Source organism: Kytococcus sedentarius (assembly GCF_041937525.1).
GTDB classification, from domain to species: domain Bacteria; phylum Actinomycetota; class Actinomycetes; order Actinomycetales; family Dermatophilaceae; genus Kytococcus; species Kytococcus sedentarius_A.
The window spans coordinates 1,347,770-1,373,799 of record NZ_CP169391.1; the positions used below are offsets into that span (position 1 = coordinate 1,347,770).

At 72.8% G+C, this 26,030-nt stretch carries 19 protein-coding genes; 6 read left to right on the forward strand and 13 right to left on the reverse strand.

Features of this window, described 5'->3' with window-relative positions; genetic code table 11:
* Positions 1–21: 21 nt before the first annotated feature.
* Positions 22–1,527 carry a sensor histidine kinase gene (locus ACEY2A_RS06290; RefSeq protein WP_374929980.1) on the reverse strand — a complete coding sequence of 502 codons (1,506 nt, stop codon included), beginning with the start codon at positions 1,525–1,527 and terminating at the stop codon, positions 22–24.
* Entirely contained in the window at positions 1,524–6,416 is a 4,893-nt protein-coding gene (locus ACEY2A_RS06295) for an NAD-glutamate dehydrogenase (RefSeq protein ID WP_374927747.1), read from the reverse strand. The genes ACEY2A_RS06290 and ACEY2A_RS06295 overlap by 4 nt, the downstream gene beginning before the upstream one ends.
* 134 nt (positions 6,417–6,550) lie before the next feature.
* On the opposite strand from ACEY2A_RS06295, the gene ACEY2A_RS06300 reads away from it, so the two are divergent.
* Together ACEY2A_RS06300 and ACEY2A_RS06305 are read left to right on the forward strand one after the other, a co-directional pair.
* A complete protein-coding gene (locus ACEY2A_RS06300; protein ID WP_374927748.1) occupies positions 6,551–7,057 on the forward strand; it encodes a hypothetical protein in 507 nt (168 codons plus the stop codon).
* Positions 7,058–7,085: 28 nt separating this feature from the next.
* Complete coding sequence (locus ACEY2A_RS06305) at positions 7,086–7,580, forward strand: DUF2505 domain-containing protein (protein ID WP_374927749.1); 495 nt, start codon at positions 7,086–7,088, stop codon at positions 7,578–7,580.
* Positions 7,581–7,682: 102 nt separating this feature from the next.
* Here the strand turns inward: ACEY2A_RS06305 and pruA are convergent, their stop codons facing one another.
* The 4 genes from pruA to ACEY2A_RS06325 form a co-directional block, all read right to left on the reverse strand.
* Positions 7,683–9,311, reverse strand: a complete 1,629-nt coding sequence (gene pruA / locus ACEY2A_RS06310; protein WP_374927750.1) for an L-glutamate gamma-semialdehyde dehydrogenase — start codon at positions 9,309–9,311, stop codon at positions 7,683–7,685.
* A gap of 164 nt (positions 9,312–9,475) precedes the next feature.
* Complete coding sequence (locus tag ACEY2A_RS06315; protein WP_374927751.1) at positions 9,476–9,856, reverse strand: hypothetical protein; 381 nt, start codon at positions 9,854–9,856, stop codon at positions 9,476–9,478.
* Positions 9,857–9,860: 4 nt separating this feature from the next.
* On the reverse strand, positions 9,861–11,102 hold the full coding sequence (locus tag ACEY2A_RS06320; RefSeq protein WP_374927752.1) for a CpaE family protein: 1,242 nt from the start codon (positions 11,100–11,102) through the stop codon (positions 9,861–9,863).
* Positions 11,099–11,821, reverse strand: coding sequence for a hypothetical protein (locus tag ACEY2A_RS06325; RefSeq protein ID WP_374927753.1), 723 nt, complete (start codon positions 11,819–11,821; stop codon positions 11,099–11,101). Before ACEY2A_RS06325 ends, ACEY2A_RS06320 begins: the two co-directional genes overlap by 4 nt.
* 151 nt (positions 11,822–11,972) lie before the next feature.
* Between ACEY2A_RS06325 and ACEY2A_RS06330 the strand changes: the two genes are divergently transcribed.
* Positions 11,973–12,203, forward strand: a complete 231-nt coding sequence (locus tag ACEY2A_RS06330; protein ID WP_374927754.1) for a helix-turn-helix domain-containing protein — start codon at positions 11,973–11,975, stop codon at positions 12,201–12,203.
* 3 nt (positions 12,204–12,206) lie between these two features.
* Here the strand turns inward: ACEY2A_RS06330 and ACEY2A_RS06335 are convergent, their stop codons facing one another.
* On the reverse strand, positions 12,207–12,749 hold the full coding sequence (locus tag ACEY2A_RS06335) for a hypothetical protein (protein WP_374927755.1): 543 nt from the start codon (positions 12,747–12,749) through the stop codon (positions 12,207–12,209).
* A gap of 136 nt (positions 12,750–12,885) precedes the next feature.
* On the opposite strand from ACEY2A_RS06335, the gene ACEY2A_RS06340 reads away from it, so the two are divergent.
* Positions 12,886–13,632, forward strand: coding sequence for a LysM peptidoglycan-binding domain-containing protein (locus ACEY2A_RS06340; RefSeq protein WP_374927756.1), 747 nt, complete (start codon positions 12,886–12,888; stop codon positions 13,630–13,632).
* Positions 13,629–14,015: an Rv3235 family protein gene (locus ACEY2A_RS06345; RefSeq protein ID WP_374927757.1), complete on the forward strand. Its 387-nt coding sequence runs from the start codon at positions 13,629–13,631 to the stop codon at positions 14,013–14,015. The genes ACEY2A_RS06340 and ACEY2A_RS06345 overlap by 4 nt, the downstream gene beginning before the upstream one ends.
* A gap of 69 nt (positions 14,016–14,084) precedes the next feature.
* Here ACEY2A_RS06345 and secA read toward each other — a convergent pair whose 3' ends face one another.
* The gene (secA, locus tag ACEY2A_RS06350; RefSeq protein ID WP_374927758.1) at positions 14,085–16,790 is read right to left on the reverse strand and encodes a preprotein translocase subunit SecA; all 2,706 of its coding nucleotides are present in this window, start codon (positions 16,788–16,790) and stop codon (positions 14,085–14,087) included.
* 198 nt (positions 16,791–16,988) lie between these two features.
* On the opposite strand from secA, the gene ACEY2A_RS06355 reads away from it, so the two are divergent.
* A complete protein-coding gene (locus ACEY2A_RS06355; RefSeq protein ID WP_374927759.1) occupies positions 16,989–19,475 on the forward strand; it encodes a GNAT family N-acetyltransferase in 2,487 nt (828 codons plus the stop codon).
* Between the two features lie 30 nt (positions 19,476–19,505).
* On the opposite strand, the gene ACEY2A_RS06360 is transcribed toward ACEY2A_RS06355, so the two are convergent.
* The 5 genes from ACEY2A_RS06360 to mtrB all read right to left on the reverse strand — a co-directional run bounded on the left by ACEY2A_RS06360 (position 19,506) and on the right by mtrB (position 26,028).
* A complete protein-coding gene (locus tag ACEY2A_RS06360) occupies positions 19,506–20,792 on the reverse strand; it encodes a winged helix-turn-helix domain-containing protein (RefSeq protein ID WP_374927760.1) in 1,287 nt (428 codons plus the stop codon).
* Positions 20,793–20,838: 46 nt separating this feature from the next.
* The gene (hpf, locus tag ACEY2A_RS06365; protein ID WP_374927761.1) at positions 20,839–21,615 is read right to left on the reverse strand and encodes a ribosome hibernation-promoting factor, HPF/YfiA family; all 777 of its coding nucleotides are present in this window, start codon (positions 21,613–21,615) and stop codon (positions 20,839–20,841) included.
* Positions 21,616–21,804: 189 nt separating this feature from the next.
* Positions 21,805–22,563 carry a ComF family protein gene (locus ACEY2A_RS06370; RefSeq protein WP_374927762.1) on the reverse strand — a complete coding sequence of 253 codons (759 nt, stop codon included), beginning with the start codon at positions 22,561–22,563 and terminating at the stop codon, positions 21,805–21,807.
* Positions 22,564–22,636: 73 nt separating this feature from the next.
* Complete coding sequence (locus ACEY2A_RS06375; RefSeq protein WP_374927763.1) at positions 22,637–24,409, reverse strand: LpqB family beta-propeller domain-containing protein; 1,773 nt, start codon at positions 24,407–24,409, stop codon at positions 22,637–22,639.
* On the reverse strand, positions 24,406–26,028 hold the full coding sequence (mtrB, locus tag ACEY2A_RS06380) for an MtrAB system histidine kinase MtrB (RefSeq protein ID WP_374927764.1): 1,623 nt from the start codon (positions 26,026–26,028) through the stop codon (positions 24,406–24,408). Before mtrB ends, ACEY2A_RS06375 begins: the two co-directional genes overlap by 4 nt.
* Between the last annotated feature and the right edge of the window lie 2 nt (positions 26,029–26,030).

Sequence of the window (26,030 nt, forward strand, 5' to 3'; positions counted from 1 at the left end):
CACCGGTGGGGCGGCCCTGTGTCACACCCGGGCAGTGAAGGTCGCGCGGGTGCCCCGGGGGGTGTTCGCCTCCCAGGCGACCGTGCCCCCGAGGTCACCCACCAGCGCCTCGACGATCTGGCGCCCCAGCCCGGTCCCGGAGGCACCCGCACCGGGGTCCATGCCCGGCCCGTCGTCACTGACGCACACCGTGAGCGAGGGCTCGCCCTCCCCCGGTCGCTCCACCCGCCGGGCCCCCACCACCACCTCCACCGGTCCGGAACCGGCGTGGGTCACCGCGTTCTGCACCAGCTCGCTCACCACCATCGCCACCGCCGAGGCCTGGGCCGAGCCCATCTCGCCGAAGCTGCCCCGACGGCGGTGGCTGACGCGCAGCTCGCCCTCGGACTCCCCCGCACCTGTGAGGTCGACCACCAGACCCACCACCCGGTCCACCACCCGGTCGACGTCCACGACCTCCTCGGCGGTCTGGGCCAGGGTCTCGTGCACCACACTGATGGCCCCCAGGCGGTGCACCGCGGTCTCCAGCGCCGCACGGGCCGCCTGGTCCTCCACCCGCCGGGCCTGCAGGCGCAGCAGGGCACTGACGGTCTGCAGGTTGTTCTTCACCCGGTGGTGCACCTCCCGCACGGAGGCCTCCCGCGAGACCAACGCCTCCTCGCCCCGGCGCAGGCTGGTCACGTCCCGCATCAGCACCAGCGCCCCGGCCCTCCGACCGTCCACGACCACCGGGATGGCCCGCACCGACACCTGCACCGCACCGGTGTCGACCTCCGACCACCACGCAGCCCGCCCCGTGAGAACCACCGGCAGCGCCTCGTCCACCGGTGTCATGGATCCCGATGCGGCGCGCGGCAGCTCGGAGACCATGTCCACCAGGCGCTGCCCGGGGACGGTGCCGGCCACCCCCAGTCGGTGCAGTGCCGAGACGGCGTTCGGGCTGGCGTACTGCACCACCCCCGAGGCGTCCAGACGCAGCACCCCGTCACCCACGCGCGGAGCCCCCCGCCGGCGGCCCGTGGCCGCCGCCAGGGTGGGGAACTCCCCCTGGGAGATCATCGTCATCAGGTCATCGGCCATGGCGCGGTAGCGGTGCTCGAGGGCCGAGGGGCTCCGCAGCACCGAGGCCAGGGTGTGCCGGGTCAGCACGGCACCGCACTCGTCCTTCTGGTGCGAGGCCCGCACACCCACCACGTCCTCGTCCACGACCTGCCCCGCCTGGAGCTGCCGTCCCCCCAGGTGCACCCGACCGCCGGTGCGGGCCGCCCAGGCCAGGCCCTCGATGCCGTCGCCGTCCCGCCCCACCACGTCCTCGACGAAGACCATCTGCGAGGTGGTGGGGCGGGCATGGGCAACGGCCAACCAGGTGTCCGGTTCTCCCGCCACGGGGGCCGGCTGCCGCACCCACAGCACGAGGTCCGCCATCGACAGGTCCGCCAGGACCTGCCAGTCCCCCACCAGCAGCCTCAGCCAGTCGAGCTCGACGTCGCTGAGGTCTGCCAGCAGGGTCTCGGGGTGGAGGGTCAGGAGCTGGCCCCCAGCTGCACCACCGAGCGCAGGGTGCGAACGGCCACGCTCAGCGGCGCCACGCCCGGCTCGTCCAACGCGTGGATGTCGTCCAGCATCGCCTCGGTCCGCGCGATGGCGTCGGCGTTGCCCTCCGCCCAGGCCTGCACCCGCTCCTGGGGGCTGCCCTCGGCATCGCTGGAGGCGATGGCGCGGGTGAGTTCCAGGTGGACGCCGTAGAGGTCGTCGCGCAGGGCCCCACGGGCCAGCGCACCCCATCGGTCGTCCTCGGGAAGGCCAGCCACCTCGTTGAGGAGGCGGTCGAAGCCGAAGTGCTCACTGGCCGCGAAGTAGAGGCGCGTGAGCTCCTCGACGTCCTGGTCCAGCTCCCCGGCCAGGGAGACCACGTCCAGCAGCGAGTAGACGTCCAGCAGCGCTGCGGTGGTCGCCGCGAGATCCTGCGGCACACCCTGCTCGGTGAGACGGTCCCGGTAGGTGGTGAAGCGCTCGGCCTCCTGGCCGTGCAGCATGTCCGCCACCTTCGGGCCCACCGCCGCCACGGACTCGCGGAAGCGCTCGATCTCGCTCGCGATGTCCATGGTGGCCGGACGCGAGGTGACGAACCACCGCATCGACCGGTCCAGCAGGCGGCGGAACTCCAGGTACATCGAGGTCTGGGCCTCGGTCGGCACCTGGTTGTCCAGGGCCTCGACCTGCTCCACGAAGCCGCGCAGGTCGAACACCTCACGGGCCACCACGAACGCCCGGGCCACGTGGTCCGGCTGGGCTCCGGTCTCCTCCAGGGCCCGGAACGCGAACGTGATGCCGCCACGGTTCACCATCGAGTTCACCACCGCGTTGACGATGATCTCGCGGCGCAGCGGGTGGGTCATGATCTGGTCGCTGAAGCGCTCCCGCATGGCCGGCGGCAGGTACTCCAGCAGCGTGGTGGTGAACCACTCGTCGTCCGGCAGGTCGCTGTCCAGCAGCGCGTCCTTGAGGTGCAGCTTGGCGTAGGCCAGCAGCACCGCGAACTCTGGGGAGACCAGGCCGTGGCCCTGCTCGATGCGGCGGTTGAGCTCCCGCGTGGAGGGCAGGAACTCCAGCTCCCGGTCCAGACCGGCGTTGCGCTCCAGGAACTTCATGAGGCGCTGGTGCACCGGCGCCATCCGGGCCTCGCGCGCCCGGGCGTTGCCGAGCAGCACGTTCTGCTCGTAGTTGTCGCGCAGCACGCGGTCGGCGACGTCATCGGTCATGGAGACCAGCAGCTCGTCGCGCTCCTCCTGCCCGAGCTCACCCTGGCGGACCAGCTCGTTCAGCGGGATCTTGATGTTCACCTCCTGGTCGGAGGTCGCCACACCGGCGGAGTTGTCGATGGCGTCGGTGTTGATCCGCACGCCGGAGCGAGCGGCCTCGATGCGGCCGAGCTGGGTGGCGCCCAGGTTGCCACCCTCACCGACCACCTTGGCGCGCAGCTCGGACCCGTTGATGCGGATGGGGTCGTTGGCGCGGTCGCCCACGGCGTCGTCCGACTCGTCCGAGCCCTTGATGTAGGTGCCGATGCCGCCGTTCCAGACGAGGTCCACCGGGGCCTTCAGCAGGGCGTTGATGAGCTCGTTGGGAGTGAGCTTCTCCACCGCATCGTCCAGCCCCAGGGCCTCCCGCATCTGCGGGGTGACGTCCACGCTCTTGGCGGAGCGCTCGAACACGCCGCCCCCCTCGCTGATGAGCTCGGGGTCGAAGTCCGCCCAGGTGGAGCGGGGGGTCTCGAAGAGCCGCTTGCGCTCGGTGAAGGTGGCCGCGGCATCCGGGGTCGGGTCCACGAAGACGTGCAGGTGGTTGAACGCACCCACCAGCCGGATGTGCTCCGAGCGCAGCATGCCGTTGCCGAAGACGTCGCCGCCCATGTCGCCGATGCCGACGACGGTGAAGTCCTCGGTCTGCGTGTCGTGGCCCAGCTCGCGGAAGTGCCGCTTCACCGACTCCCACGCACCCCGGGCGGTGATGCCCATGCCCTTGTGGTCGTACCCGGCCGAACCACCGGAGGCGAAGGCGTCGCCCAGCCAGAAGCCGTAGGCCTCGGAGATGGAGTTGGCCAGGTCGGAGAAGGACGCGGTGCCCTTGTCCGCCGCCACGACCAGGTAGGTGTCGTCCCCGTCGTGGCGCACCACGTCGCGGGCCGGCACGACCTCGCCCTCCACCAGGTTGTCGGTGACGTCCAGCATGCCGGAGATGAAGCGCGTGTAGGCGCGCTCGCCCTCCTCCATCCAGGCGTCCCGGTCCTCGGCGGGGTCCGGCAGCTGCTTGGCGAAGAAGCCGCCCTTGGAGCCGCTGGGCACGATGATGGCGTTCTTGACCATCTGCGCCTTGACCAGACCCAGCACCTCGGTCCGGAAGTCCTCCTGGCGGTCGGACCAGCGCAGTCCGCCGCGGGCGACCGGCCCGAAGCGCAGGTGCACACCCTCCACGGACGGGCCGTAGACCCAGATCTCGAACATCGGACGCGGCTGCGGGAGCAGGTCGATGTCGCGCGGGCTCAGCTTCAGGCTCACGTACGGCTTGGGCTGCCCGTCGAGGTCGGCCACGTAGAAGTTGGTGCGCAGGGTGGCGCGCAGCACCGCGACCAGCCCGCGGATGATGCGGTCGTGGTCCAGGCTGGCCACGTCGTCCAGCAGGCCACCGAGCTCGGTCAGGCTCTCCTCGGAGGCCTCGCGGCGCTCCTCGACCGTGCCCTCACGGGACGGGTCGAAGCGCGCCTCGAAGGCCGCCACGAAGGCGCGGGCCACCTCGGGGTTGGTGGTCATGGCGCCCTCGATGTACGGCAGCGAGAAGCGCGACCCGGCCTGACGCAGGTACCGCGCGTAGGTGCGCAGGATGACCACCTGTCGCCAGGACAGCCCTGCGGTGAGGCTCAGTGCGTTCAGCGAGTCGGACTCCACGTCCCCACCCCAGGTGGCGGTGAAGGTCTGCTCGAAACGGCGGGCGACGTCCTCGGCATCGCCGAACTGCCCGCCCTCCCACAGGTCGGCAGAGGGGGCTCGCAGACCGAAGTCGTAGATGCGGGTGGCGGCCACCTCGTCACGCACCTGGTACGGCCGCTCGTCCACCACCTCCAGGCCGAAGTCGGTGAACACCGGCAGCAGGTCCGACAGCGTCGCAGGACCGCGACGGTAGACCTTCAACCGACGGTCGGTGTCGGAGGTGTCCTCCGCGTGGTCCCGGTACAGGCGCACGGCCACGTCGTCGTCCCCGAGGCCCTCCAGGCGCCCCAGGTCCTCCAGGGCCGTGCCCGGCTCGAAGTCCTCCTTGTACGCCTGCGGAAGCGCCGCCAGACGCGGGAGGAGCCCCGCATCGTCGATGCCGTTGGTCTCGCTGATCTCCACCACCCGCTCGTCCCAGGTCTGGGTGGCGTCCAGCAGGCCGTGCTCCAGCTCCTCGGTGTCGATCTGTCCGAAGTCCCGCCCGGAGGGCAGGCGGACGACGAACCGCAGGCGAGCCATCGCGTCATCGGTCACCGACGCGGTGAACTCCACCAGGTCGGTGTCGAAGTGCTGCTTGAGCTGCTCGGTCATGGTGCGACGGACGTGGGTGTTGTAGCGGTCACGCGGCAGGTAGACCAGCAGCGTGATGTACCGGCCGAACTCATCGCGGCGCAGGATCACCGAGGGTCGCCGGGCGGAGTGGATCCACAGCACCTCGTGGGCGATGGCCTCCAGCTCGCTGGCCGTGGCCTGGAAGAGGTCGTCCCGGGGCAGGTTCTCCAGCACCGCGACCAGGTCCTTGCCCGAGTGGCTCGTGGCGCTGAAGCCGGAGGCGTCCAGCACCGTCTGCACCTTGTCCCGCACCACGGGGATCTCCCGCACCGAGGTGGAGTAGACCGATGAGGTGAGCAGGCCCAGGATGCGGATCTCACCGGTCACCTCGCCCGCGTCGTCGAAGGTGCGCACACCCACGTAGTCCAGGTGGGCGTCGCGGTGCACCGTGGCCCGGCTGTTCGCCTTGGTCATGGTCAGCGGGCGGGGCTCGCGTGCCGTGGCCCGGGCCTCGGGGCGCATCTTGGTCACGTCGTGCGACAGGGCGCGGTCACCGCGCAGGATGCCCAGGCCGGAGCCCTCCTCCGCGCGGAGGCCGAGCTCGCCCTCCACCTCTGCCAGCTCGTACTCGCGGATGCCCAGCAGCGTGAAGTGGTTGTCGGCCAGCCACGACAGCAGCTCGGCGGCGTGCGCCGCCTCCTTCGGGTCCACGGTGCTCGGGGGGCTGGTCCGGAACAGCTCGGCCAGCCGCTCGACCTCTGCCCGCATGGGCTCCCAGTCGGCGACGGCCACGCGCACGTCCTCCAGGACGCGCTGCAGGTTCTCGCCGATCGCCTCGGGCTCCGGCGAGGGGTCCGCCGGGCGGATGGTCAGGTCCATCCACGACTCGAGGACCTCTCCCTCCCCCAGGGTGTCCTCCGGCTCCCAGGCCCGCACGCCCTGCAGGGCACCCGCCTCGTCGCGGCGGACCACCAGCTGCGGGTGGATCACCCCCAGGACGTCCCAGCCCAGGCGGTGCAGCTCGTGGGTGGTGGAGTCCACCAGGAAGGGACGGTCCTCGGTCACGACCGTGACCGCCAGGTACTCCCCGCGCTCCCGCACCCGCACGACGTCCTCACCGCTGCTGCGGTGCCGGGCCGTCTCCACGTGCTCGGCAGGGATCTCCACCAGCTCCTGCGCCGTGCGCTGGGCCACGTCACCGTCGTACACCCGGTGCCAGTAGTGGTCGAGCACGTCGCCCGTCAGCAGGTCGTCCGTCCCGTCGGCCAGTGCCCGGGCCTCCTGGACGAGCGCGTCCCGGACCCGCGCGGACTCCTTCGACTGCTCCTCGGCGGCGGAGGTCTCGCCCTGCTGGACCAAGTCGGACTGGGTGGTCATCTACGAATCATCCTCTTCCATGACAGAGACCGGCGGGCCACATCATCGTGTCCCGTGGATGACTGTAGTCCCGCCCTGCCGCCCCTGTGCACACCGCCCGACGCCCGACGTGCGTTCTGCCCTACGGTCGCACCATGGACCACCCCCGCACCCTGAGTCACAGCCCCACCGACCGCGTGCCCGACCGCGCGGTCGCCCACGCCGCGGCGCTGATGGACCTGGCCGTGTGGGTGGGCAGCCCGTCGGCCCAGGAGGCCGTGGACGAGGCACTGGGACTGGTCATCGCAGCCGTGATCGGGCCGCTGCGAGAACCCTCCCCCGAACCCCCGGGCTGGATGCTCGGCGCCACCGGCAGGGCCGACCTCGCCTCGGTGCGGGCGACGGTCGGCCGGCTCCACCGCACCGCCGAGGCCCTGGACGGGGGCGCCGGCACCGACCCGGTCGCCCGAGCGGCCCGCGGGCTGGCCGTGGCCCTGTCGGAGTTCGACGAGCTCACCGAGATCTCCCTGCGGCACCGGGCCGCGAGCCCCCGCGGCGACGGGCCGGGTGCACACCCCATCGGGGCCCTGCGTGCCGCCAAGCGGCTGACGGCAGCCTGTCGCGAGGCCACGAGCGCGCTGACGGCCCCGACGAGCGACTAGCGTGGGCGCAGCCGACCAGGAGGAACCCATGAGGATCGAACACAGCTTCACCCTGCCCGCGCCCGTCGACCGGGTCATGGCCATGGTGGCCGAGCCCGACTACGTGGCGGACAAGATCCGCCGCACCGGTGCGCTCGAGCACACGGTGGACGTGAACACCGAGGGGCCGGGCCCGGTCATCCGCACCACCCGCAAGATGTCCACCGACCGCCTCCCGCAGGTGGCCCGTCGCGCCGTGGGCGAGACCGTCACCCTCTCCGAGGAGCAGGTCTGGGACGCCCCGGCCGCCGACGGATCGCGCACCGGCCGGCTGAAGGTCACCGCCGGCAGCGCCCCGGTGGCCCTGGACGCCACCCTGCGCCTGGAGCCCCGCGGCCAGGAGACCGTCTTCTCCACCACCGGCGACTTCACGGTGAAGATCCCCTTCCTGGGCGCCCAGCTGGAGAAGCAGGCCGAGCCCCTCGTGGGGCAGGTCATCGGCATCGAGGAGAAGGCCTCCCGGGAGTGGCTCGCCTCCCACTGATGCCTCGGGAGGGGCCCCGGTCACCGGACCGGCTCCCACCATGCGACGGGGCCCGGTCAGGACAGTGCGTCCTGACCGGGCCCCGTGGCGTGCAGCCGGAGGTCAGCCCATGTGGGGGTAGGCCTCGGCCGTCGGCGCCACGAAGGTCTCCTTGATGGAGCGGGCGCTCATCCAACGCAGCAGGTTCATCTTGGAACCGGCCTTGTCGTTGGTGCCCGAGGCCCCCGCACCGCCGAAGGGCTGCTGCCCGACGATGGCGCCGGTGGGCTTGTCATTGATGTAGAAGTTGCCGGCCGAGAAGCGCAGCACCTCGGTGGCCAGTGCGATCGCCTCGCGGTCACGGGAGATCACGGCACCGGTCAGGGCGTACTCGGTGACGTCCTTCATCTGCTCGAGCATGTCCTCGAAGCGGTCGTCCTCGTAGAGGTGCACGGCCAGGATCGGGCCGAAGTACTCGGTGGTGAGCATCTCGTGCTCCGGGTCGTCCACCACCACGACGGTCGGACGCACGAAGTAGCCCTCCGAGTCGTCGTAGGTGCCACCGGCGACGATCTCGACCTTCGGGTCCGCGTGTGCGGCGTCGATGGCGGCCTTGTGCTTGGCAAAGGCACGGTCGTCGATGACGGCACCCATGAAGTTGGAGAAGTCGGTGACGTCACCCATGGTGAGGGCCTCGGTGCGCTGGGCCACGTCGTCCTTGATGTCCTCCCAGAGGGACTTCGGCACGTAGGCGCGCGACGCAGCGGAGCACTTCTGCCCCTGGTACTCGAAGGCACCGCGCAGCATCGCGGTGATGAGCACCTTCTTGTCGGCAGTCGGGTGGGCGACGACGAAGTCCTTGCCACCGGTCTCACCGACGATGCGGGGGTACTGGCGGTAGGTGTCGAGGTTCTCCCCGATGGTGCGCCACAGCGACTTGAAGGTGCCCGTGGAGCCGGTGAAGTGCAGCCCGGCGAAGTGGGGGTCGGACAGCACCTCCTCGGAGATGTCCGGGCCCGTGCCGTGCACCAGGTTGATGACACCGGCCGGCATGCCGGCCTCCTCCAGCAGCTCCATGATCAGCTGCGCGGAGCGCGCCTGCGTGGTGGACGGCTTCCAGACCACGGTGTTGCCCATCAGCGCCGGGGCCGTCGGCAGGTTGCCGGCGATGGCCGTGAAGTTGAAGGGGCTCACCGCGTAGACGAAACCGTCCAGCGGGCGGTACTCCATGCGGTTCCAGACACCCTTGGGGCTCACCGGGGGCTGCTCCTCGAGCAGCTCACGGGCGAAGTGCACGTTGAAGCGCCAGAAGTCAGCCATCTCGCAGGCGGCCTCGATCTCGGCCTGCGTGGGCGTCTTGGACTGGCCCAGCATGGTGGCGGCGTTCATCCGCGCACGCCACGGGCCGGTCAGCAGCTCGGCCGCCTTCAGCAGGATGGCGGCGCGGTCGTCGAAGGAGAGCGCCTGCCAGGCCGGACGGGCGGCCTGCGCGGCGTCGATGGCCTTGCGGGCGTCGGCGCGGGTGCCGTCGCGCAGGGTGCCCAGCACCTTCGCGTGGGCGTGGGGCTGCACGACGTCGATCTTCTTGCCGGAGCCGGTGACGCGCTCACCACCGATGATGTGCGGGAGGTCCACCGGGTTGTTGCTGATCTCCGCCAGGGCGACCTCGAGTTCAGCGCGCTCCGGGCTGCCCGGGGCGTAGTCCTTGACCGGCTCGTTCACCGGGATCGGCGGGTGCGTCACGGCATCCATGAAGATCTCCTTCGCGGGGGGGGAATGGTGGGGGGGCCACGGGTGTCAACGCCCAGCCCCGGCGCCTTGTTCCACAGGGCACACTGGCCCCCATCGTGCCATGTCGTTCCACGGTGACCGACGCCGGGAGGAGGCCCGCCAGCCCGCCCGGAGGACCGGGCGGGTCACCCGATCAGGCGCAGGACCTCGGCCACCTCGGCGACGTCGTACCAGGACAGCTCCCACGGGGGCTCGGCTGACAGACGACCGCCGGAGACGACGTCGTCCCCCAGGTGGAAGGCCGCCACGTCCCGCAGCCGCACCTCACGGGCCGGCGAGCCGGACGGCGAGCGCTCCAGGTCCGCGGCGAGCACCACCACCGGCCACGAGCGTCCGGCAGCCTCGTCAGCCGCGGCCTCCATGGCGTCCTCGGCCACCTCCTCGGACGGCTCCACGCCGGGCTCCCCCGCCACCTGCCACCCCGCCTCGGGGACGACGGTCTCCCCGGCGGCGAGGGCAGCGACCTCGGCGGAACTCACGGCGGCGAAGGCTCGGGTGCGGCTCATGGGCTCATCGTGGCACGCGGTCGACCACGAGCTCCCCGGCCCTGGCGAGCCGGCGCGCCACCGTGGAGCGCGGTGCGGTCCAGACCACCGGCTCACCCACCAGGACGGCGCGATCCACGGTGGCCCGGTCCTCCGGCACCACCACGTCCACCCCTCTGGCCAGGTGGCGCTCGGCGGTCTCCCGCAGCTCGGCCTCCCGCGCCGCCGACCGGCGAGCGCGGTTCAGCACCAGGACCTGCGGGGTGCCGGGCACGACGGCCTCGAGGGAGTCGAGTCCCCGCACCAGCCGCTGCAGCGCGATGGCGTCAGCACCCCCGACCACCACGACCAGGTCGGCCCGGGCCAGGACCGTCAGGGCCAGCGCGTTGCGGCGGGGGGCGCGCGTGTCGTAGGAGAGCACCTCGTCGTCCTCCAGGGTCGCGTGGAGGTCGACCACGGTGAGGGCTGCCAGGCGACGGGCGTTGTCGAGGACCCGCTCGACAGCACCGGCACGCACCTCGGGCCACCGGTCGGCACGCCCGATGCCGGTGAGGACCCGCAGGCCGGGGCGCACCGTGCGGGCCGCGGCGGCCAGGGCAGCGACGTCGAGGCGCCCCTCATCGGCGGCGCGGGCGGCGGCCACCAGACCGGAGGCGTCGTCCAGCAGCGCCAGGTGCTGCGCCAGTCCGGGAGCGTGGGTGTCACCGTCCACCAGGAGGACCTCCTGCTCGGCCGCCAGTCCCGCGGCCAGCTCCAGGGCCACGGTGGAGCGGCCCGGCGCGCCCGGCGGCCCCCACACGGCGACGACCGCCCCGGACGGCACCGGGGGCTCGTATGTCCCGGCGCCCCCGTCCGGGTCAGCGTCCTGCGGATCGGGGGTCCACGGGGTGGCTCCCCCGGCCGGCTCCTCGGGGGCCGTGGTGGCCCGGGTCAGGTGCTCACCCCACTCGTGCACGGTGGCGCTGTAGGGGGCCAGCACGGCGACGCCCCACTGGGCGAGCCGGCGCTGCGCGGCCTCGTCACCCTCGGCGTGGACCCCCACCACGGGGATGCCGACCGACCGCAGGGCCTCCACGCACTCGAAGTCCATGTCCCGCAGGCCGCCGGAGACCACGGCGACCTCACCGATGCCCGCCTCTGCCACCCCCAGCAGGTCGGCCACGTCCGCACACCGGCGCACCACCCGTGCGCCCGGCACCTGACTGAGCGTCGCGGCCAGCGCCGGGTCCCACTCGGGCTCGACCGCCAGCAGCAGGTCCGCGCTCACGAACCGTCCCCCGCCCCCGCAGGCGCTCCGGCCAGCGGGACCGCGGTCACCTCGGCCCCGGCGCCGGTGTCGGCGAGCAGGGACTCCACCTCGTCGGTGGGCACCAGGAAGTCCACCGCCACCGTCTGGTCGCTCCCGGCCAGCCGGTCCCCTGTGTCCTGCACGCGCGCCACCTCCGCGCCGGCGAGCACCTGGCGCGGGGTGGGACGCTTCTTCTCCCCCGTCACGGCCCCGGGTGTGGACCACAGGTCCACCACCGAGCCGGGGCTCAAGGTGGCGGCGCTGCCCGGGGACACCTGCAGCGAGACCCGCCGGAGGTCCAGCCGCTCGGCCCCGCCGAGGTCACCCACGGCCAGGAACTCCCCCTCGGCCACGGGGCGGAGCACCACCTGCCCCTCGCGGTCGGCCAGCGGCTCGTCACCGGTGAGGTAGACCCCCTCCGGCGAGGTGCCGTCCACCGGGCGCAGGTCCCCGCTCTCCAGGACGTGTCCGGTGGGCAGGTCGCCCGTCGCCACCCAGTGCTGTGGCCCCTCGCCCTGCCCCAGCAGCGTGGCGCCGGTGAGGGTGGCGGCCAGCACCAGGGCACCACCGACCAGCAGGCGCGCGTCCGTCCACCGGGGGCGCCGCAGCCGCTGGGCGGCCGGGCTGCTGGGCACCGGCTGTTCGACCTCACCTGCCTGCGAGGCCCCCGTGCGCCGGGAGGACGTCACCCCTGCCATCACCTGCTCCTTGTCTCCTGTGGACAGCGTTCGTCGCGGATCGACCGTGCAGACCTAGGATGAACGACAGGTCACGAACGGGTCAGTTCTCGCTAAGAACCTGTGGACAACCGCCCCGGACCCCGACCCGCCCGGCACTCCAGGAGGAACGATGGCACGACGGTTCATGGCACTCAGCGACGTGGCCGAGACCCTCGACATCTCCGCCAGCCAGGCGTACGCCCTGGTGCGCTCCGGCGAGCTGCCCGCCATCAAGGTCGGTGGCCGCGGACAGTGGCGGGTGGAGCTGGACGAGCTGGAGCGGTACATCCAGCGCCAGTACGCCGCCACCCGCGCGATGGTGGACGCACCGGAGAGCCTGGCCGACACCCCCGAGCTGTGAGCCTCAGTCCTCGCGGCTGCTGATCCAGCACACCGCCGACGAGGCCAGGGTCTCCACCGCGGCCGGGCGTCGCGCATCGTGCCCCACCACCAGGTCCAGGTGATCGGCGAGCACCCGCTCCACCCGACCCTCCAGCACGTGCCCGGTCACCAGCGCCACCCGCACCGGCAGCCGGTCCCGCGAGAGTCCCCGCAGCACCGCGCCCCAGGTGATGCGGCGGCGCACGTCACCCTCCGCAGGGCGTGAGCGCGCGCCCATCCCGAGCACCCCGTGCACGGCCGTCAGCGGGACGGCCAGGCGAGAGCGCTCGGCCTCCAGCCGCAGCCAGTCGCTGCCGAGCTCCTGCAGGTCACCCGTCACCGACCCCCCATCGGCGGTCCGCAGCGTGAGCCGGTGGCCCAGGTGCGCAGCCAGCCGGTCGGCCAGGTCGATGCGGGAGCGCTCGATGCGGACCCGCTCGGCCACCTCGTCCTCCAGCTCGGCCCGGCGATGGGCGGCCAGCTGGCCCTCCAGGTCTGCGAACAGATCGTCCCAACGCGAGGTCATGGACACACCGTAACCATCACCATAGAGGGGCGTTCATCCACAGCCATCAACATCACTCTTCACCAAACAACATCAAACGAGTACATTCGTGATCACCGACACACGGGGACCCTCCCCTGAACGACAGGTGATGACGATGGAATGGACGCACGCGACCGGGACCGCGAACCCCCGGAGCACTGCCCACACCGCGCGCCTCCTGGCCGCCGCCGTGGCCGTGGCCTGCTCGGCCGCCGCCTGGGTGGTCGGCCACCGCGCGATCGCCGGGGCACGATCTGCCTGGGGCGCACCCGAACCCCTGGAACCCCTCGGGTGGTTGTTGCAGGCGGCCCTGGCGGTGGTGGCGGCCTGGCTCGCGGCGGGCTTCGCCCTGGAGGCGCTCGCCGGCATGCCGGGCCGCCTCGGGAGAACGGTGAGGAGCCTGCGCGACCGCCTGGGCCCCTGGGGAGGCAGCGCGGTGGTGTCCCTGTTCCTGGGGGTGCTCACCTCACCCACGGCGGCGACGGCCCAGGACACGCCCGATCCGCTCGACCTGTCCTCCCTGGCCACCGCGAGCGCCCCGGCGGCACCGGGCGGGTCCACCGAGGGGGCCACCCCGGCTGCGGAGGCCACCCCCGCCCAGAAGACCACGCCCGCCCCCGACACCGGGTCCGGTGCGGAGCCACCCCCGGAGAGGCCCGACACCGTGACCGTGGCGCCCGGCGACACCCTGTGGGACATCGCCGCCCGCTCCCTGGGGCCGCAGGCCTCGGCTCCTGCCGTCGATGCCGAGTGGCGTCACTGGTACGCCGCGAACCGCGAGGTGATCGGCCCGGACCCCCACCTGTTGCTCCCGGGCACCCGCCTGGCGGCACCCACCACCGGGGCGGAGGAGGCCCGATGAGCGCCCAGCACGAGACCACCGAGGTCAGCTTCTTCGACCGTCAGCCCACCTCCACCGCCGACCTGACCCCTGCCCTGCCCTGGGCCGCACACCTCAGCCGGTCGATCATCGAGGTGATGGAGGGCTCGCGCGACGCGCAACAGCTCACCCGCTGGGTGGCCCCCGACATCCTCACCCGCCTCGCCCGCCGGAACGCACTGTCCCGGCGGTTCGGCACGGCCACCGGCTCCACCGGGGTGCGCACGGTCCGCGCCTGCCACGTGCGCGACGGCATCGTGGAGGTCACGGCGGTGGTGGTCATCCGCAACCAGGTGCGAGCCCTGGCGCTGCGCCTGGAGGGTCTCGACGGACGCTGGCTGCTCACCGTGCTCGAGGTCGGCTGAGGCCTGCCGACACCGAGGCACGAGGCGGGGCCGGGGACGATCCCCGGCCCCGCCTGACGCAGTCGTGCCTCAGCCCCGCTGGGCTGCCCGGCGCTGGGCGCGGTTGCCGCTCTGGCCGGTGCCGCTGCGCCGCTCCACACCACCCTCGGCGGTGGGAGCGGTGTACTGCCAGCTCGCCTGGTCCTCGTTGGCGTCCACGGCCCCGCCGTGCTTGCGTCGCTGCTCGCCGGAGGTGACAGCCTGCACTCCCTGTGCGCTGGGCTCCACGCTGAACAGGCCCATGACGGCCTCCTCCTTGATGGAGTCCGCCATCACACCGAACATCTGGTAGCCCTCACGCTGGTACTCCACCAGCGGGTCGCGCTGTGCCATGGACCGCAGGCCGATGCCCTCCTTGAGGTAGTCCATCTCGTAGAGGTGCTCGCGCCACTTCCGGTCCAGCACACCCAGCACCACACGGCGCTCCAGCTGGCGCATGACGGTCTCCCCCATCGCCTCCTCGCGCGCGTCGTAGGCGTGCTGCGCGTCCGAGGTGAGCTCGTCGATGAGCAGGCCGGCGTCCACACCGCCGATGCCGCCGGCGGCCTCCACGATGTCGTCCACCGTCAGCGAGACCGGGTACAGCTCCTCCAGTGCACCCCAGAGCTCGTCGAAGTCCCAGTCCTCGGCGTAGCCGGTGACGGTGGCCGCCTGCACGTAGTCGATGATCACGTCGTTGATGAAGTGACGCACCTGGGTCTCCAGGTCCGCCCCCTCCAGCACCCGCTTGCGCTCGGCGTAGATCACCTCGCGCTGTCGGTTGAGCACGTCGTCGTACTTGAGCACGTTCTTGCGCGACTCGAAGTTCTGGCTCTCCACCTGCGACTGCGCGCGCTCGATGGCCTTGGTGAGCATGCCGAACTCCAGCGGGGTGTTGGGGTCCGCCCCCGCCATGGCGCGCTGCATCAGGCCCGAGTTGAAGCGCACCATCAGGTCGTCCTCGAGGGACAGGTAGAAACGGCTCTCCCCCGGGTCGCCCTGGCGCCCCGAACGACCTCGCAGCTGGTTGTCGATGCGGCGGGAGTCGTGACGCTCGGTGCCCAGCACGTACAGGCCGCCGAGCTCCAGCACCTCGTCGTGCTCCTGCTGGACCGCCTTCTCGGCCCGCGCCAGCGCCTCGTCCCACGCGGCCTCGTACGCCTCCGGCTGCTCGTCCGGGTCCAGACCGCGCTTCTTCAGCGAGGCCACGGCCATGAACTCCGGGCTGCCGCCCAGCATGATGTCGGTGCCTCGTCCGGCCATGTTGGTGGCCACCGTGACGGCGCCCTTCCGGCCCGCCTCGGCCACGATCGCGGCCTCCTGCTCGTGGTACTTGGCGTTCAGCACCTCGTGCTTCACGTTCCGCGCCGTGAGCTGCTCGGAGAGGTACTCCGACTTGCTCACGCTGGTGGTGCCCACCAGCACCGGCTGGCCCACGCGGTGCCGCTCCACGATGTCCTCGACCACCGCATCGAACTTGCCCTTGGCGTTGGCGAACACCAGGTCCGACTGGTCCTGCCGCTGCATGGGGCGGTTCGTGGGGATCGGCACCACGTCGAGCTTGTAGATCGAGTGCAGCTCGGCCGCCTCGGTCTGGGCGGTACCGGTCATGCCGGCCAGCTTGTCGTACATGCGGAAGTAGTTCTGCAGGGTGACCGTCGCCAGGGTCTGGTTCTCCTGCTTGATCTCCACCTTCTCCTTGGCCTCGATGGCCTGGTGGATGCCGTCGTTGTAGCGACGGCCCTTGAGCAGACGGCCGGTGTGCTCGTCCACGATGTGGACCTCACCGTCCATGACCACGTAGTCCTTGTCCTTGACGAACAGCTCCTTGGCCTTGATGGCGTTGTTCAGGTAGCCGATCAGCGGGGTGTTGCGCGCCTCGTAGAGGTTGTGGACCCCCAGGTAGTCCTCCACCTTCTCGATGCCGGACTCCAGCACACCCACGGTGCGCTTCTTGATGTCCACCTCGTAGTCACCGGTGGCCTCGATGCCCTTGAGCTTGTCGGCCGCGGTGCCCTTCTCCAGCATCCCGGCCAGGGTGGAGAAGGTCGTGTACCAGCTGGTCGCCTGGTCGCCCGGGCCGGAGATGATCAGCGGGGTGCGGGCCTCATCGATGAGGATGGAGTCCACCTCGTCGACGATGGCGAAGTGGTGCTCGCGCTGCACCAGGTCACTCGTGGACCAGGCCATGTTGTCGCGCAGGTAGTCGAAGCCGAACTCGTTGTTGGTGCCGTAGGTGATGTCCTTGCGGTACTCCTCGCGGCGCTGGGCCGGGGTCAGCCTGGACAGGATCACGCCGGTCTCCAGGCCCAGGAAGCGGTGGACGCGCCCCATGAGCTCGGCCTGGTACTCGGCCAGGTAGTCGTTGACGGTGACGACGTGGACGCCCTTGCCGGTGAGCGCGTTGAGATAGCTGGGCAGGGTGGCCACCAGCGTCTTTCCCTCACCGGTCTTCATCTCGGCCACCGACCCGTGGTGCAGAGCCGCCCCACCCATGACCTGCACGTCGAAGTGGCGCTTGCCGAGGGTGCGCACGGCGGCCTCCCGGACCGTCGCGAAGGCCTCGGGCAGCAGGTCGTCGAGGGACTGGCCATCGGCAAGGCGCTGCTGGAACCGGTCGGTCTGCTCACGCAGCTCGGCGTCGGTGAGCCCCTGGACGCCCGCCTCCTGCGCGTTGACCGCGTCGGCGATCCCCTGCAACCGCTTCAGCACGCGGCCCTCGCCGGCGCGCAGGACTCGGTCGATGATCTTGGGCACGGATGGTCTCCTCGGTCTGTTCCGGTGCCGCTGCGGCGTCCACTCCGCCCGGCGGCTGGGACAGCCTAGTTGACCGCCTTCGGGCTGACGGTCACGCACCGGCCGGGCCGGGCGACCGTGGCCGGATCGTGACCCGCCGGCCGCCGAGGGCAGGAACCGGGATGCAACCACCGCAGCACGCCGTGTTGGATGGGGGCCATGTCGCAGGACCAGCACACCAGCACGCCCCGGCCCTCCGAGGCGTCCCCCGCCGACACCGCCTGCCCCACGCTCGGGGGCGAGGGGGTGCGTCTCCGCCTGCACACCGAGGCGGACGTGCCCGGCATCGTGGCCACGAGCAACGACCCCGCCAGCGTCCACTGGACGACCGTGCCCCAGCCGTACGGGACCGGGGAGGCGCAGTGGTGGGTGGACCACATGCGCACCGAGTGGGAGAAGCGCGCCGCCGGCGACCCCTCGGGCGTGATGGGATGGGCCCTCGACGCACGCGACGAGGACGGCGCGTGGGCCTTCGCCGGGCAGGTGGAGGTGCGCCCCATCGGCGGTGGGGTGGGCGAGCTGGGCCTGGTGCTGCACCCGGACTTCCGCGGGCGCGGCCTGATGGTGGCCGCCGGGCGGCTGGCCATGGAGTGGGCCACCAGCGACGGCGGGCTCGACGTGCTGCACTGGAGGACGGCCGTGGGCAACTGGGCCTCCCGCCGCACGGGGTGGCGGCTGGGCTTCCGCTTCTCCACCGGCATCCGCGGGCTGATGCCGCAGGAGCGCGCGACCTTCGACGGTTGGCTGGGCACCTGGGAGGCCGACAGCCCCATCGAGCCCGCGCACGCCTGGCACGTGCCCGCCACCCTCGAGGCCCCCGCGGGCACCGGCGGGGCCGGCCGCGCGGCGCCGGCGGTGCGCCTGCGCGCCTGGACCGAGGACGACCGGCCCACCGCCGAGCCTGACGCGCTGGGGCAGCGCTTCATGGATGGGGTTCTCCCGCCCGCCGACGAGGCCGGATTCGGCACCTGGCTCACCACGCAGCGCACGCGCATGGCCACCGGGGAGATCGTCTCCTGGGCCGTGGTCGACCCGGCCACCGACGAGGCGCTGGGCGGCGTGCAGCTGGGGCGCCTGGGCCACCCCTTCTACCCCGATGCGGCGGAACTCTCCTACTGGCTGCACCCGCAGGCCCGCGGCACCGGGGTGCTGCAGGCGGCCCTGGCGCTGCTGGCCGACCACGCCTTCACCCCCGCCGATGAGGGAGGCCTGGACCTCGTGCGCCTCTCAGCCGGGTGCGAGGCTGCCAACCGCGGCTCCGCCGGCGCGCTGCTGCGTTCGGGTTTCCGGCACGTGGGCACCGAGCGGGCCGCCTCGGGCTCCCGGGAGGAGCTCGACGACGGGTACACCTTCGAGCTCCTGCGGGCGGACACCGTGCCCGCGACCACCCCGCAGTGCACGGCTCCCACGCCGCGCCCGGCCCCGGTCGCCCGCGCCCGGGACGAGGGCACGCTCCCGCATCCGGTGTTGGAGGGCGACGGGCTGGTGCTGCGGCCCTTCTCGGACGACGACGTCCCCGCCCTGGCCGCGGTGGGGCGGGGCGCGGAGCACTGGGAGTTCATGGCCGCCCCCGGCGACGAGGACGCCGCCCGGGCGTACGTGGCCCGGCGTTGGGAGCAGCGCGTGCAGGGAACCGACCTCACCTGGGCGGTCGTGGGCGCCGAGGGCACGGACACCGCCGGACAGCTGCTGGGTGCGGTGAACCTGCTGGGTCTGGCGGACCGGCACTTCCCCGACACCGCCGAGGTGGCCTACTGGGTGGATCCCGCCCACCGGGGGCAGGGCATGGTCGGCCGCGCCCTGGACCTGGTCCTGCCCTTCGTCACCTGCCCCGTGGCCGAAGGAGGTCTGGGGCGCCACCGCGTGCTCGCGACCACCCACGAGCACAACCTGGCCTCGCAGGCAGTGCTGCGCCGCGCCGGGTTCACCCAGTGGGGCACCGAGCCCGCCGCCCACCCGGTGGACGCGGCCGACCCCGGTGGCGAGCGGTACGCCATCACCCACTGGCACTGGCTGGCCGGCACCGACCGAGTCGAGACCGCCCGGAAGGCCCGGGAGAAGGGCGTGGCCCCCGACCGGCTCGAGGACACCACCGCGGCCGGGGAGGAGCTGACCCTCTCCGCGCTCACCACCTCCGAGCAGGACCTCGCGCGCGTGGTGGAGGCCTGCCGCGACCCGCAGTCCGTGCACTGGCTGGGCGGGACGGGCCGGATCCGCCCCGACTACTCCGTCCAGGACGCCCGCGGCTACGCCCTGGGGCTGGCCGCCGGGGCCGCTACGGGCACCTGGGTGGGCTGGGCCATCCGCGACCGGGGCGGGATGGTGCTCGGGATGATCGACGTGCAGGGCATCGGCGACCGGAACATGATCGGTTACTGGGTGCATCCCGAGGCACGCCGTCGCGGCATCGTGACCGCGGCCCTGCGCCGGGTGGTGCGCCACGCGCTGGAGCCGAAGGACGGCGGCGGGCTGGGCCTGCACCGCGTCACCATCGCCCACGCGGCCGGCAACGAGGGCTCGCGTCGCGCCATCGAGACGGTCGGGTTCCGCCCGGTCGGCGCGATGCGACAGGGCGAGGACCTGGGCGACGGCTCGCACGCCGACCTGCACTGGTACGACCTGCTGCCCGGCGAGCAGGAGGACTGAGGCGCTGGCGGGCTCAGCCGGCTGGCGGGCTCAGCCGGCCGGTGACTCCACCGGGTCGGCGGCGTCCACCCGCTCCAGGCCCAGCCACCCGGCCATCTCCTCCAGCGCGCCGTCCAGGGCGGGCAGTGCCTCCGGCGGGCAGCCCGGCTCGGTGTGCACGGCGAGCGCCCGCAGCACCCCGGCGGCCCGGTCGGCCTTGAGGTCCACCCGCGCCACCACGTCGTCACCGAACAGGAAGGGCAGCACGTAGTAGCCGTGCACCCGCTTCTCGGCCGGGGTGTAGATCTCGATGCGGTAGCGGAAGCCCCACAGCGCCTCGGCCCGCTCCCGCTGCCACACCACGGGGTCGAAGGGGCTGAGCAGTGCGCAGGCGTTCACCGGGCGGGGCCGGGGTGCGTCGCGGTGCAGGTAGACCGGTGCCCCGGGACGCGACCAGCCGGGCACCTCCACCTCCTGCAGCTCACCGCTGGCCAGCAGCCGGTCGACGGCGGGCTGTGCCTGCGCCACCGAGAGCCGTGCGTAGTCGCGCAGGCAGCGCAGGGTGCCGATGCCGTGGGCGCGCGCCGCGAGGGAGATCAGCTGCGTGAACGCCTCCTCCTCCGGCAGCGGGGCGGCCCCGTGCGGCCCGGCGGCGGTCACCTCATCGGGAAGCACCCGCTCCGGGGCGGCGAAGCGTCGCTCGAAGGATGGCGTGCGCCCCGCGGAGGTCACGCGCCCCGCCCAGAACAGGTGCTCGCAGGCAGCCTTCACCAGTGACCAGTTCCACCCCCAGTGCTCGCTGCCCACCTCCTCGGTGTGGTCCAGCAGCGCCTCCACCTGGCCGGCGGTGACCGGACCGTGCTCGAGGACGGTCCGGTGCACCTGCTCCACCAGCTCCGGGTGCTGGGCGGCCACGCCGCGCATGCCACGCCAGGCGTCCTCCTCCGCGCGCACCATGCGAAAGCCGTAGAGGGGCCAGTCCTCCACCGGCACCAGGGAGGCCTCATGGGCCCAGTACTCCACCAGCCGGTGGCGGGTCCGGCGCCCGGAGGGGCCGAGCCCGTCCCGCAGGCCGTCCAGCAACGCCCGGTCGTAGGGACCGAGCCGCGCCATGAGAGGGAGGTACTGACTGCGCGTGAGCACGTTCACCGAGTCGATCTGCACGATGCCCATCCGCCGCGCCGCCGCCAGCAGCTGGGACTGGCCGACCACGGCGGGGCGGCGCCTGCCGAAGCCCTGGGAGAGCAGGGCGATGCGGCGGGCCGCCCGCAGGGTCAGACGCGGCGGGTGGGACGGGCGCGACGGGTGGGGGGCGGCATCGGACACAGGGGCGGGCACCCGGTCACCGTAGACCGGGTGCCCGCCCACGGCACCTCCTCGAGGCTCAGGCAGCGCTGCTCTGCTGGGCGCTCCCCTGCTCAGCGGCCTGCGAGGTCGCCTGCTCCGGCGCGGCGTTCTCCGGCGCGACGTTCTCCGGCGCGGCCTGCTCCGCCTGGTCGAGGTGGATCACGCCGTAGCTCCATCCGTGACGGCGGTAGACGACGCTCGGGCGACCGGTCTCGGAGTCGACGTAGAGGTAGAAGTCGTGGCCCACCAGCTCCATCCGCGCGAGCGCCTGGTCCAGGCTCATCGGCTCGGCCTGGTGCACCTTGGTACGGACGGTGATGGGGCAGTTGGCGTCCCCGCCCAGCCCGGCCACCACCGGGTCGCTCGGCAGCATGGAGATGTCCACGCCCGCCTCGATCAGCTCCTGCTCGCGCTGGTGACGCTTGGCCTCCTCGACGATCGACTCGCCGTTGGCCACGGGCTCGAGGCTGGCGGTCGCCTCGGCCACCGAGGACCCCTTCGGACGGCCCTTGTGCACCTTGCGACGGTCGTGGAGGCGGCGGAGGCGCTCGGTCACCTTGGCCATCACCGCATCGAGGGCCTCGTACTCGCGCTCCGCGGAGGCCTCGGCGCGCACCACGGTGCGCTTGTCGTGACAGGTGATCTCGATGCGCTCGGCGGCGTCGGCGCGACGCGGGTTGGGCTCGTGGGTCCACAGGACCTCACAGCGGGAGACATCGGGGGCGATGTCGGCCAGCCGTTCGAGCTTCTCGTCGAGGTGGCGGCGGAAGCGGTCGGTGACCTGGGCCCGGCGTCCGGTGACGGTGATCTGCATGAGTCCTCCTGAAGGTGTGGCCGCTGTCGCGCGGCCGAAACGCGGTGGTTGCTGCACCTGCTACCGGTGGGTCAGACGACCACCCCCTTCGTCGTGGGGCTCCATGACGGAACACTACGACCTCCCGATGCCGCGGACAAGGGTTGCGCCAGGACTCACAGGCGGCGTCCAGAGAGCGCGGCAGCCCCCTCAGGGGACGCGTGCGCAGGCGACCACGGCGACCAGCGGAAGGCCTTCGCGGCGCAGGGCGTCCCGGCAGGCCATGATCGTGGCCCCGGTGGTGATGACGTCGTCGACAAGCACCACCGCGCCCGGCCGCTCCGAGGCGAAGGCACCCCGGCGCACGGCCACGTGGCCGCTGAGGTTCCGCCGCCGCCCGGCCCGGGTGAGCCGGGACTGGTCCTGCACCCGGCCCACGGTCCGCAGAGCCCGCACCACTCCGACGTCCGCACCGCCCCGCGCATCCAGCACCCCGGGCTGCTCCTGGTGCCAGCGGGCGACCGCCGCCCGCGCGAGGTCGGCCACGGGGTCGTCACCCCGGCTGCGCAGGGTGGGCCCACGGGACGGCGCGGGCACCACCGCCACCCGGGGGACACGCCCGGGTGCCGGCCACCCGGGTCGTTCCGATGCGGGGCCCCCCTCCACGGACCCCGCGACCTCCGGTGCGGCGAGCGCCCGCCCCAGCGCGGGCAGCAGCACCCGTGACAGCAGCGGCCGCAGGTCACGCCGCTCCCCGTCCTTGTAGGCCGCCACCGCCGCCCGGAGCCGGCCTGCGTAGTCACCCGCCGCCCACACCGGCAACCCACCCAGCCGGCCGCACACGAGCCCCGACCCCAGCTCCCCCACCAGCCCCTCCAGACAGGCAGTGCACCAGCGCACGGCAGGCTCCCCGCAGCCGGCGCAGGCACGGGGCAGCGCCAGGTCGCCCACCGCCGCCCAGACACTCACGGACCCACCCCAGCACCGTCCGAGCCCACGGCGCCGGAGCCCCGTCGCCACCCTGTGGACGGGCGCCCGCGGCTCAGCGGCCGGGCACGATCACGTCGCTGGCAGCGGAGGCCACGAACCAGGTGGCGCCCGCCTTGGTGAGCACGCGCCCCCCATCGGTCGTGATGAGGATGCCGTCCTCCCGCTCGTCGGGGTACCCGGCGATGGCCACGGCGTTGTCCACGCGCCCCTGGGCCTCGGTCCACCCGCCGACGTCGGCCCGCCACACCTGCTGCTCACCGTCCTCCGCGGGCTCACCGAGCACGGCCACCGAGCGCTCGTCGATCCACGCGAGATCACGCACCGCGGTGGCCGCGGGGACCACCGCGCGGGGCTCGGCCAACGAGGTCGGCTCCCCGTCCGCTCCCCGCACCACGCCCGTGATGGCCACCTGGTCTCGCCCCGCCTCGCGCAGCACCACCAGGGCGCGCGCCCCGTCCGGGGACATGCGCACCTGGGTGATGGACCGGTTCTCCAGCCAGGGGACCTCCAACGCCTCCGGCCCCGTGGCGCCCTGCGACTCCGTGGGCGAACCCGTCGCGTCGAGCACCAGCACCTCCGAGCCCTCGTCGGTCCGCTGCGTGGTCCACAGGAAACCCAGGGGGTCGATGCTGGGCACGGACAGCCGTCCCTCGACCGTGTGGGTGGTGCCCCGCCCGTCGCGCCACACCCCCAGCTGCCGGCCGTCCACCGCACCCACGGTGCGGAAGTCGGTGGAGACCGCCATCCGCTCCCAGCTGGCCGGCAGGGGCGGCACGTCCAGCGCGGGCGGCTGGGGCGCCGGGGACAACTCCGCATCGCGGGGGTCGGCGGCCACCAGGTTCTGCCGCTGGTGCAGCAGCACGAGCGGAACGTCGACCGAGACCACCGAGTAGCCCGCCCCCTGCGGGTAGGCCAGCCGCTCCCCCACGGCCGAGCTCGCGGCGTTGAGGGGCCGGCCACCGGCCTGCAGGGAGACCGCCTCCACGCCGGTGAGCTGCCGCATCGTGGCCGCGAACTGGGCCCAGGCGAGGTTCCGGCGGTCCCCATCGGCCTCGTTCATGGCCTCCGAGAGGCGGATGGAGGCCACCCCCTCCACCACCGGCACGGCCGCGGCCTCCAGCCGGGTCCCCGAGGGCATGCCGGTGTGCATGGCCCCCTCCAGGTACTCCGGCACCTGCTCCACCTGCGTGCGGCCCAGGGCGCTGGTCAGGCCCTCCCCGTCCCGCAGCCAGCGGGCCTGCGGCACCAGCTCCTCGGACACCGGGGAGCCCCAGTGGATGTCCACCGGGCGGTAGATGCGCTGGAAGTCGGCCTGCGTGAGGAAGACGCCGATGTCGTGGGGCAGGCCGCTGATGCGCCACTGGCCGTCCACCTGCTCCACCTCGAAGGTGAGGTCCTCCCGGGTGTCAGGGGCGGCCTCGGTGAGCACCCCGGAGGCGTCGACCGTGCCCACCACGCTGAGGTTGACCCGCACCTGGTTGCCGGCCACCTCCGTGATGCCCGGGGAGACGCGCTCGTCGTGCACCAGCACCCGCTGGTCCGGCTGCCAGCTGGCACTGGCCCCCTGGGTGAGGTACTCGCGCCCCGCCCGGAAGTTGTCCTCCGCGTCCAGGCCGGTGCGCAGGAAGCCCGCCACGATCTCCTCGGAGGTGGCGTCAGGGGCGGGGGGCTCCACCTCCACACTGATCTCCTGGCGCCGCGCCTCGTTCAGCGCGGGACCACGCTCCACCGCGGACTCCTGCGGGATCGGCGAGCAGGCCGTCACCCCGACGATGACAGCGAGGGCCGCAGCCAGGGAGCGACCGGTACGACGCAGTGGACTCATGGAAGCTCCTCGATCTCACGGCGACAGGCGTCGTTGCTCGGGTGCGGGTCGCGCAGGGGGATGGGCGACCCGCCCACCTGCTCCCCGGCGCGGCGGGGCACGGTGAGCCGGAAGGTGGCCCCGTGGCCGGGGCGCGAGGACACCTGCAACCACCCCCGGTGCTCGCGGGCGTCGCCCGCGCAGATGCTGAGGCCCAGGCCCGACCCGCCGGCGGTGCGGTTGCGGGCTGGGTCGGCGCGCCAGAAGCGGTCGAAGACGCGTTCCATCTGGGTGTCGTCCATGCCCACCCCACTGTCGGAGACGGCGATGGCCACCGCGGCGTAGTTGCCGTCCACCCGCACCACCACCGGCTCCCCCTCGGCGTGGTCGATGGCGTTGACGACCAGGTTGCGGACCACCCGTTCGATCCGGCGCTCGTCGACCTCGGCCACGACGGCCGCCGCCACCTCGGGGCGTTCCACCCGCAGCTCCACCCCGGTGCTGGCCGAGAGCTGGCCGTGGTTGCGCACCACCCGCTCGGCCAGCTCCCCCAGGTCCACCGCGCGGTGCTGCAACTGCACCTGACCGGCGTCCTGGCGCGAGATCTCGAGCAGGTCGGTGAGCAGCTGGTCGAGCCGCTCCACCTCCCCGTGGAGGAGCTCCACGGAGCGTGAACCCACCGGGTCCAGCTCGTCACGTCCGGTGTGCAGCACCTCGCTGGCCATGCGGATGGTGGTCAGCGGCGTGCGCAGCTCGTGGCTGACGTCGCTGACGAAGCGCTGCTGGAGGTGCGAGAGGTCGCGGAGCTCGATGATCTGTCGCTGGTTGGCGTCGGCCATGGTGTCCACCGCCTTGCCGAGGCGGGCGAGCTCGTCGTGTCCGCGCATCCGGGTGCGTCGGTCCAGCTCCCCGGTCGCGATGTGCTCGGCCGTCCGGGTGACCCGGGACAGGGGCTCCAGGGCGATGTGGGTGACCACGAAGGTGATCAGGCCGGCGATCCCGATGAGGCCCAGGCCCCCCACCGCGAACGAGGAGCGCACGATGTCCAGCGTCCGCTCCTCGTTCTCCAGGGAGTGGAACAGGATCAGGTCGTGCGGCCCTCCCCCGGGCACGTCGAGGCGGGCTGCGACCAGCACCGTGGGGGCCGAGCGGTCGTCCCCCGCCGTCGCCCGGGCGACCATGGAGTGGACGTGGTCCGGCTCGTCCCGGAGCCGCTCGCGCAGGGCCTCCGGCACGTCGGAGACCTCCGCGTCGGGGCGCTCCACCGGAGAGAGGCCAGACTCGTTGCCCAGTGCCCGGACCACCGCGGCCCGCACGGACCGGTCGTCGCCGGGGCTGGAGCTCAGCCGCACCACGTCGGTGGCCGTGGTGTACAGGGTCGAGTTGTCCGTGCGGTCCAACGAGTCGAACTGCCGCTGGGCCTCGGCCGCGCTCGTGACCGACTCCGCCATCGCGGTGTCCACCCGGTTGCGCAGCAGCCGCTCCCCGATGGTCTGGTACAGGGTGGCGCCGAGCACGATGGACAGCAGTGCGGTCAGCAGCAGGCTGACGACGATGGTGCGGAACCGCAGCGACGTCCGCCACCCACGGGCGAGCGCGCCGAGACCCGCCCGGCTCGCGGCGAACGGCTTGTAGGCCACCT

Bases quoted from the DNA above. Each gene is read 5' to 3' on its own strand.
- ACEY2A_RS06295 (WP_374927747.1), bottom strand. From the start codon at position 6,416: ATGACCACCCAGTCCGACTTGGTCCAGCAGGGCGAGACCTCCGCCGCC.
- ACEY2A_RS06300 (WP_374927748.1), top strand. From the start codon at position 6,551: ATGGACCACCCCCGCACCCTGAGTCACAGCCCCACCGACCGCGTGCCC.
- ACEY2A_RS06305 (WP_374927749.1), top strand. From the start codon at position 7,086: ATGAGGATCGAACACAGCTTCACCCTGCCCGCGCCCGTCGACCGGGTC.
- pruA (WP_374927750.1), bottom strand. From the start codon at position 9,311: ATGGATGCCGTGACGCACCCGCCGATCCCGGTGAACGAGCCGGTCAAG.
- ACEY2A_RS06315 (WP_374927751.1), bottom strand. From the start codon at position 9,856: ATGAGCCGCACCCGAGCCTTCGCCGCCGTGAGTTCCGCCGAGGTCGCT.
- ACEY2A_RS06325 (WP_374927753.1), bottom strand. From the start codon at position 11,821: ATGGCAGGGGTGACGTCCTCCCGGCGCACGGGGGCCTCGCAGGCAGGT.
- ACEY2A_RS06330 (WP_374927754.1), top strand. From the start codon at position 11,973: ATGGCACGACGGTTCATGGCACTCAGCGACGTGGCCGAGACCCTCGAC.
- ACEY2A_RS06335 (WP_374927755.1), bottom strand. From the start codon at position 12,749: ATGACCTCGCGTTGGGACGATCTGTTCGCAGACCTGGAGGGCCAGCTG.
- ACEY2A_RS06340 (WP_374927756.1), top strand. From the start codon at position 12,886: ATGGAATGGACGCACGCGACCGGGACCGCGAACCCCCGGAGCACTGCC.
- ACEY2A_RS06345 (WP_374927757.1), top strand. From the start codon at position 13,629: ATGAGCGCCCAGCACGAGACCACCGAGGTCAGCTTCTTCGACCGTCAG.
- ACEY2A_RS06355 (WP_374927759.1), top strand. From the start codon at position 16,989: ATGTCGCAGGACCAGCACACCAGCACGCCCCGGCCCTCCGAGGCGTCC.
- hpf (WP_374927761.1), bottom strand. From the start codon at position 21,615: ATGCAGATCACCGTCACCGGACGCCGGGCCCAGGTCACCGACCGCTTC.
- ACEY2A_RS06375 (WP_374927763.1), bottom strand. From the start codon at position 24,409: ATGAGTCCACTGCGTCGTACCGGTCGCTCCCTGGCTGCGGCCCTCGCT.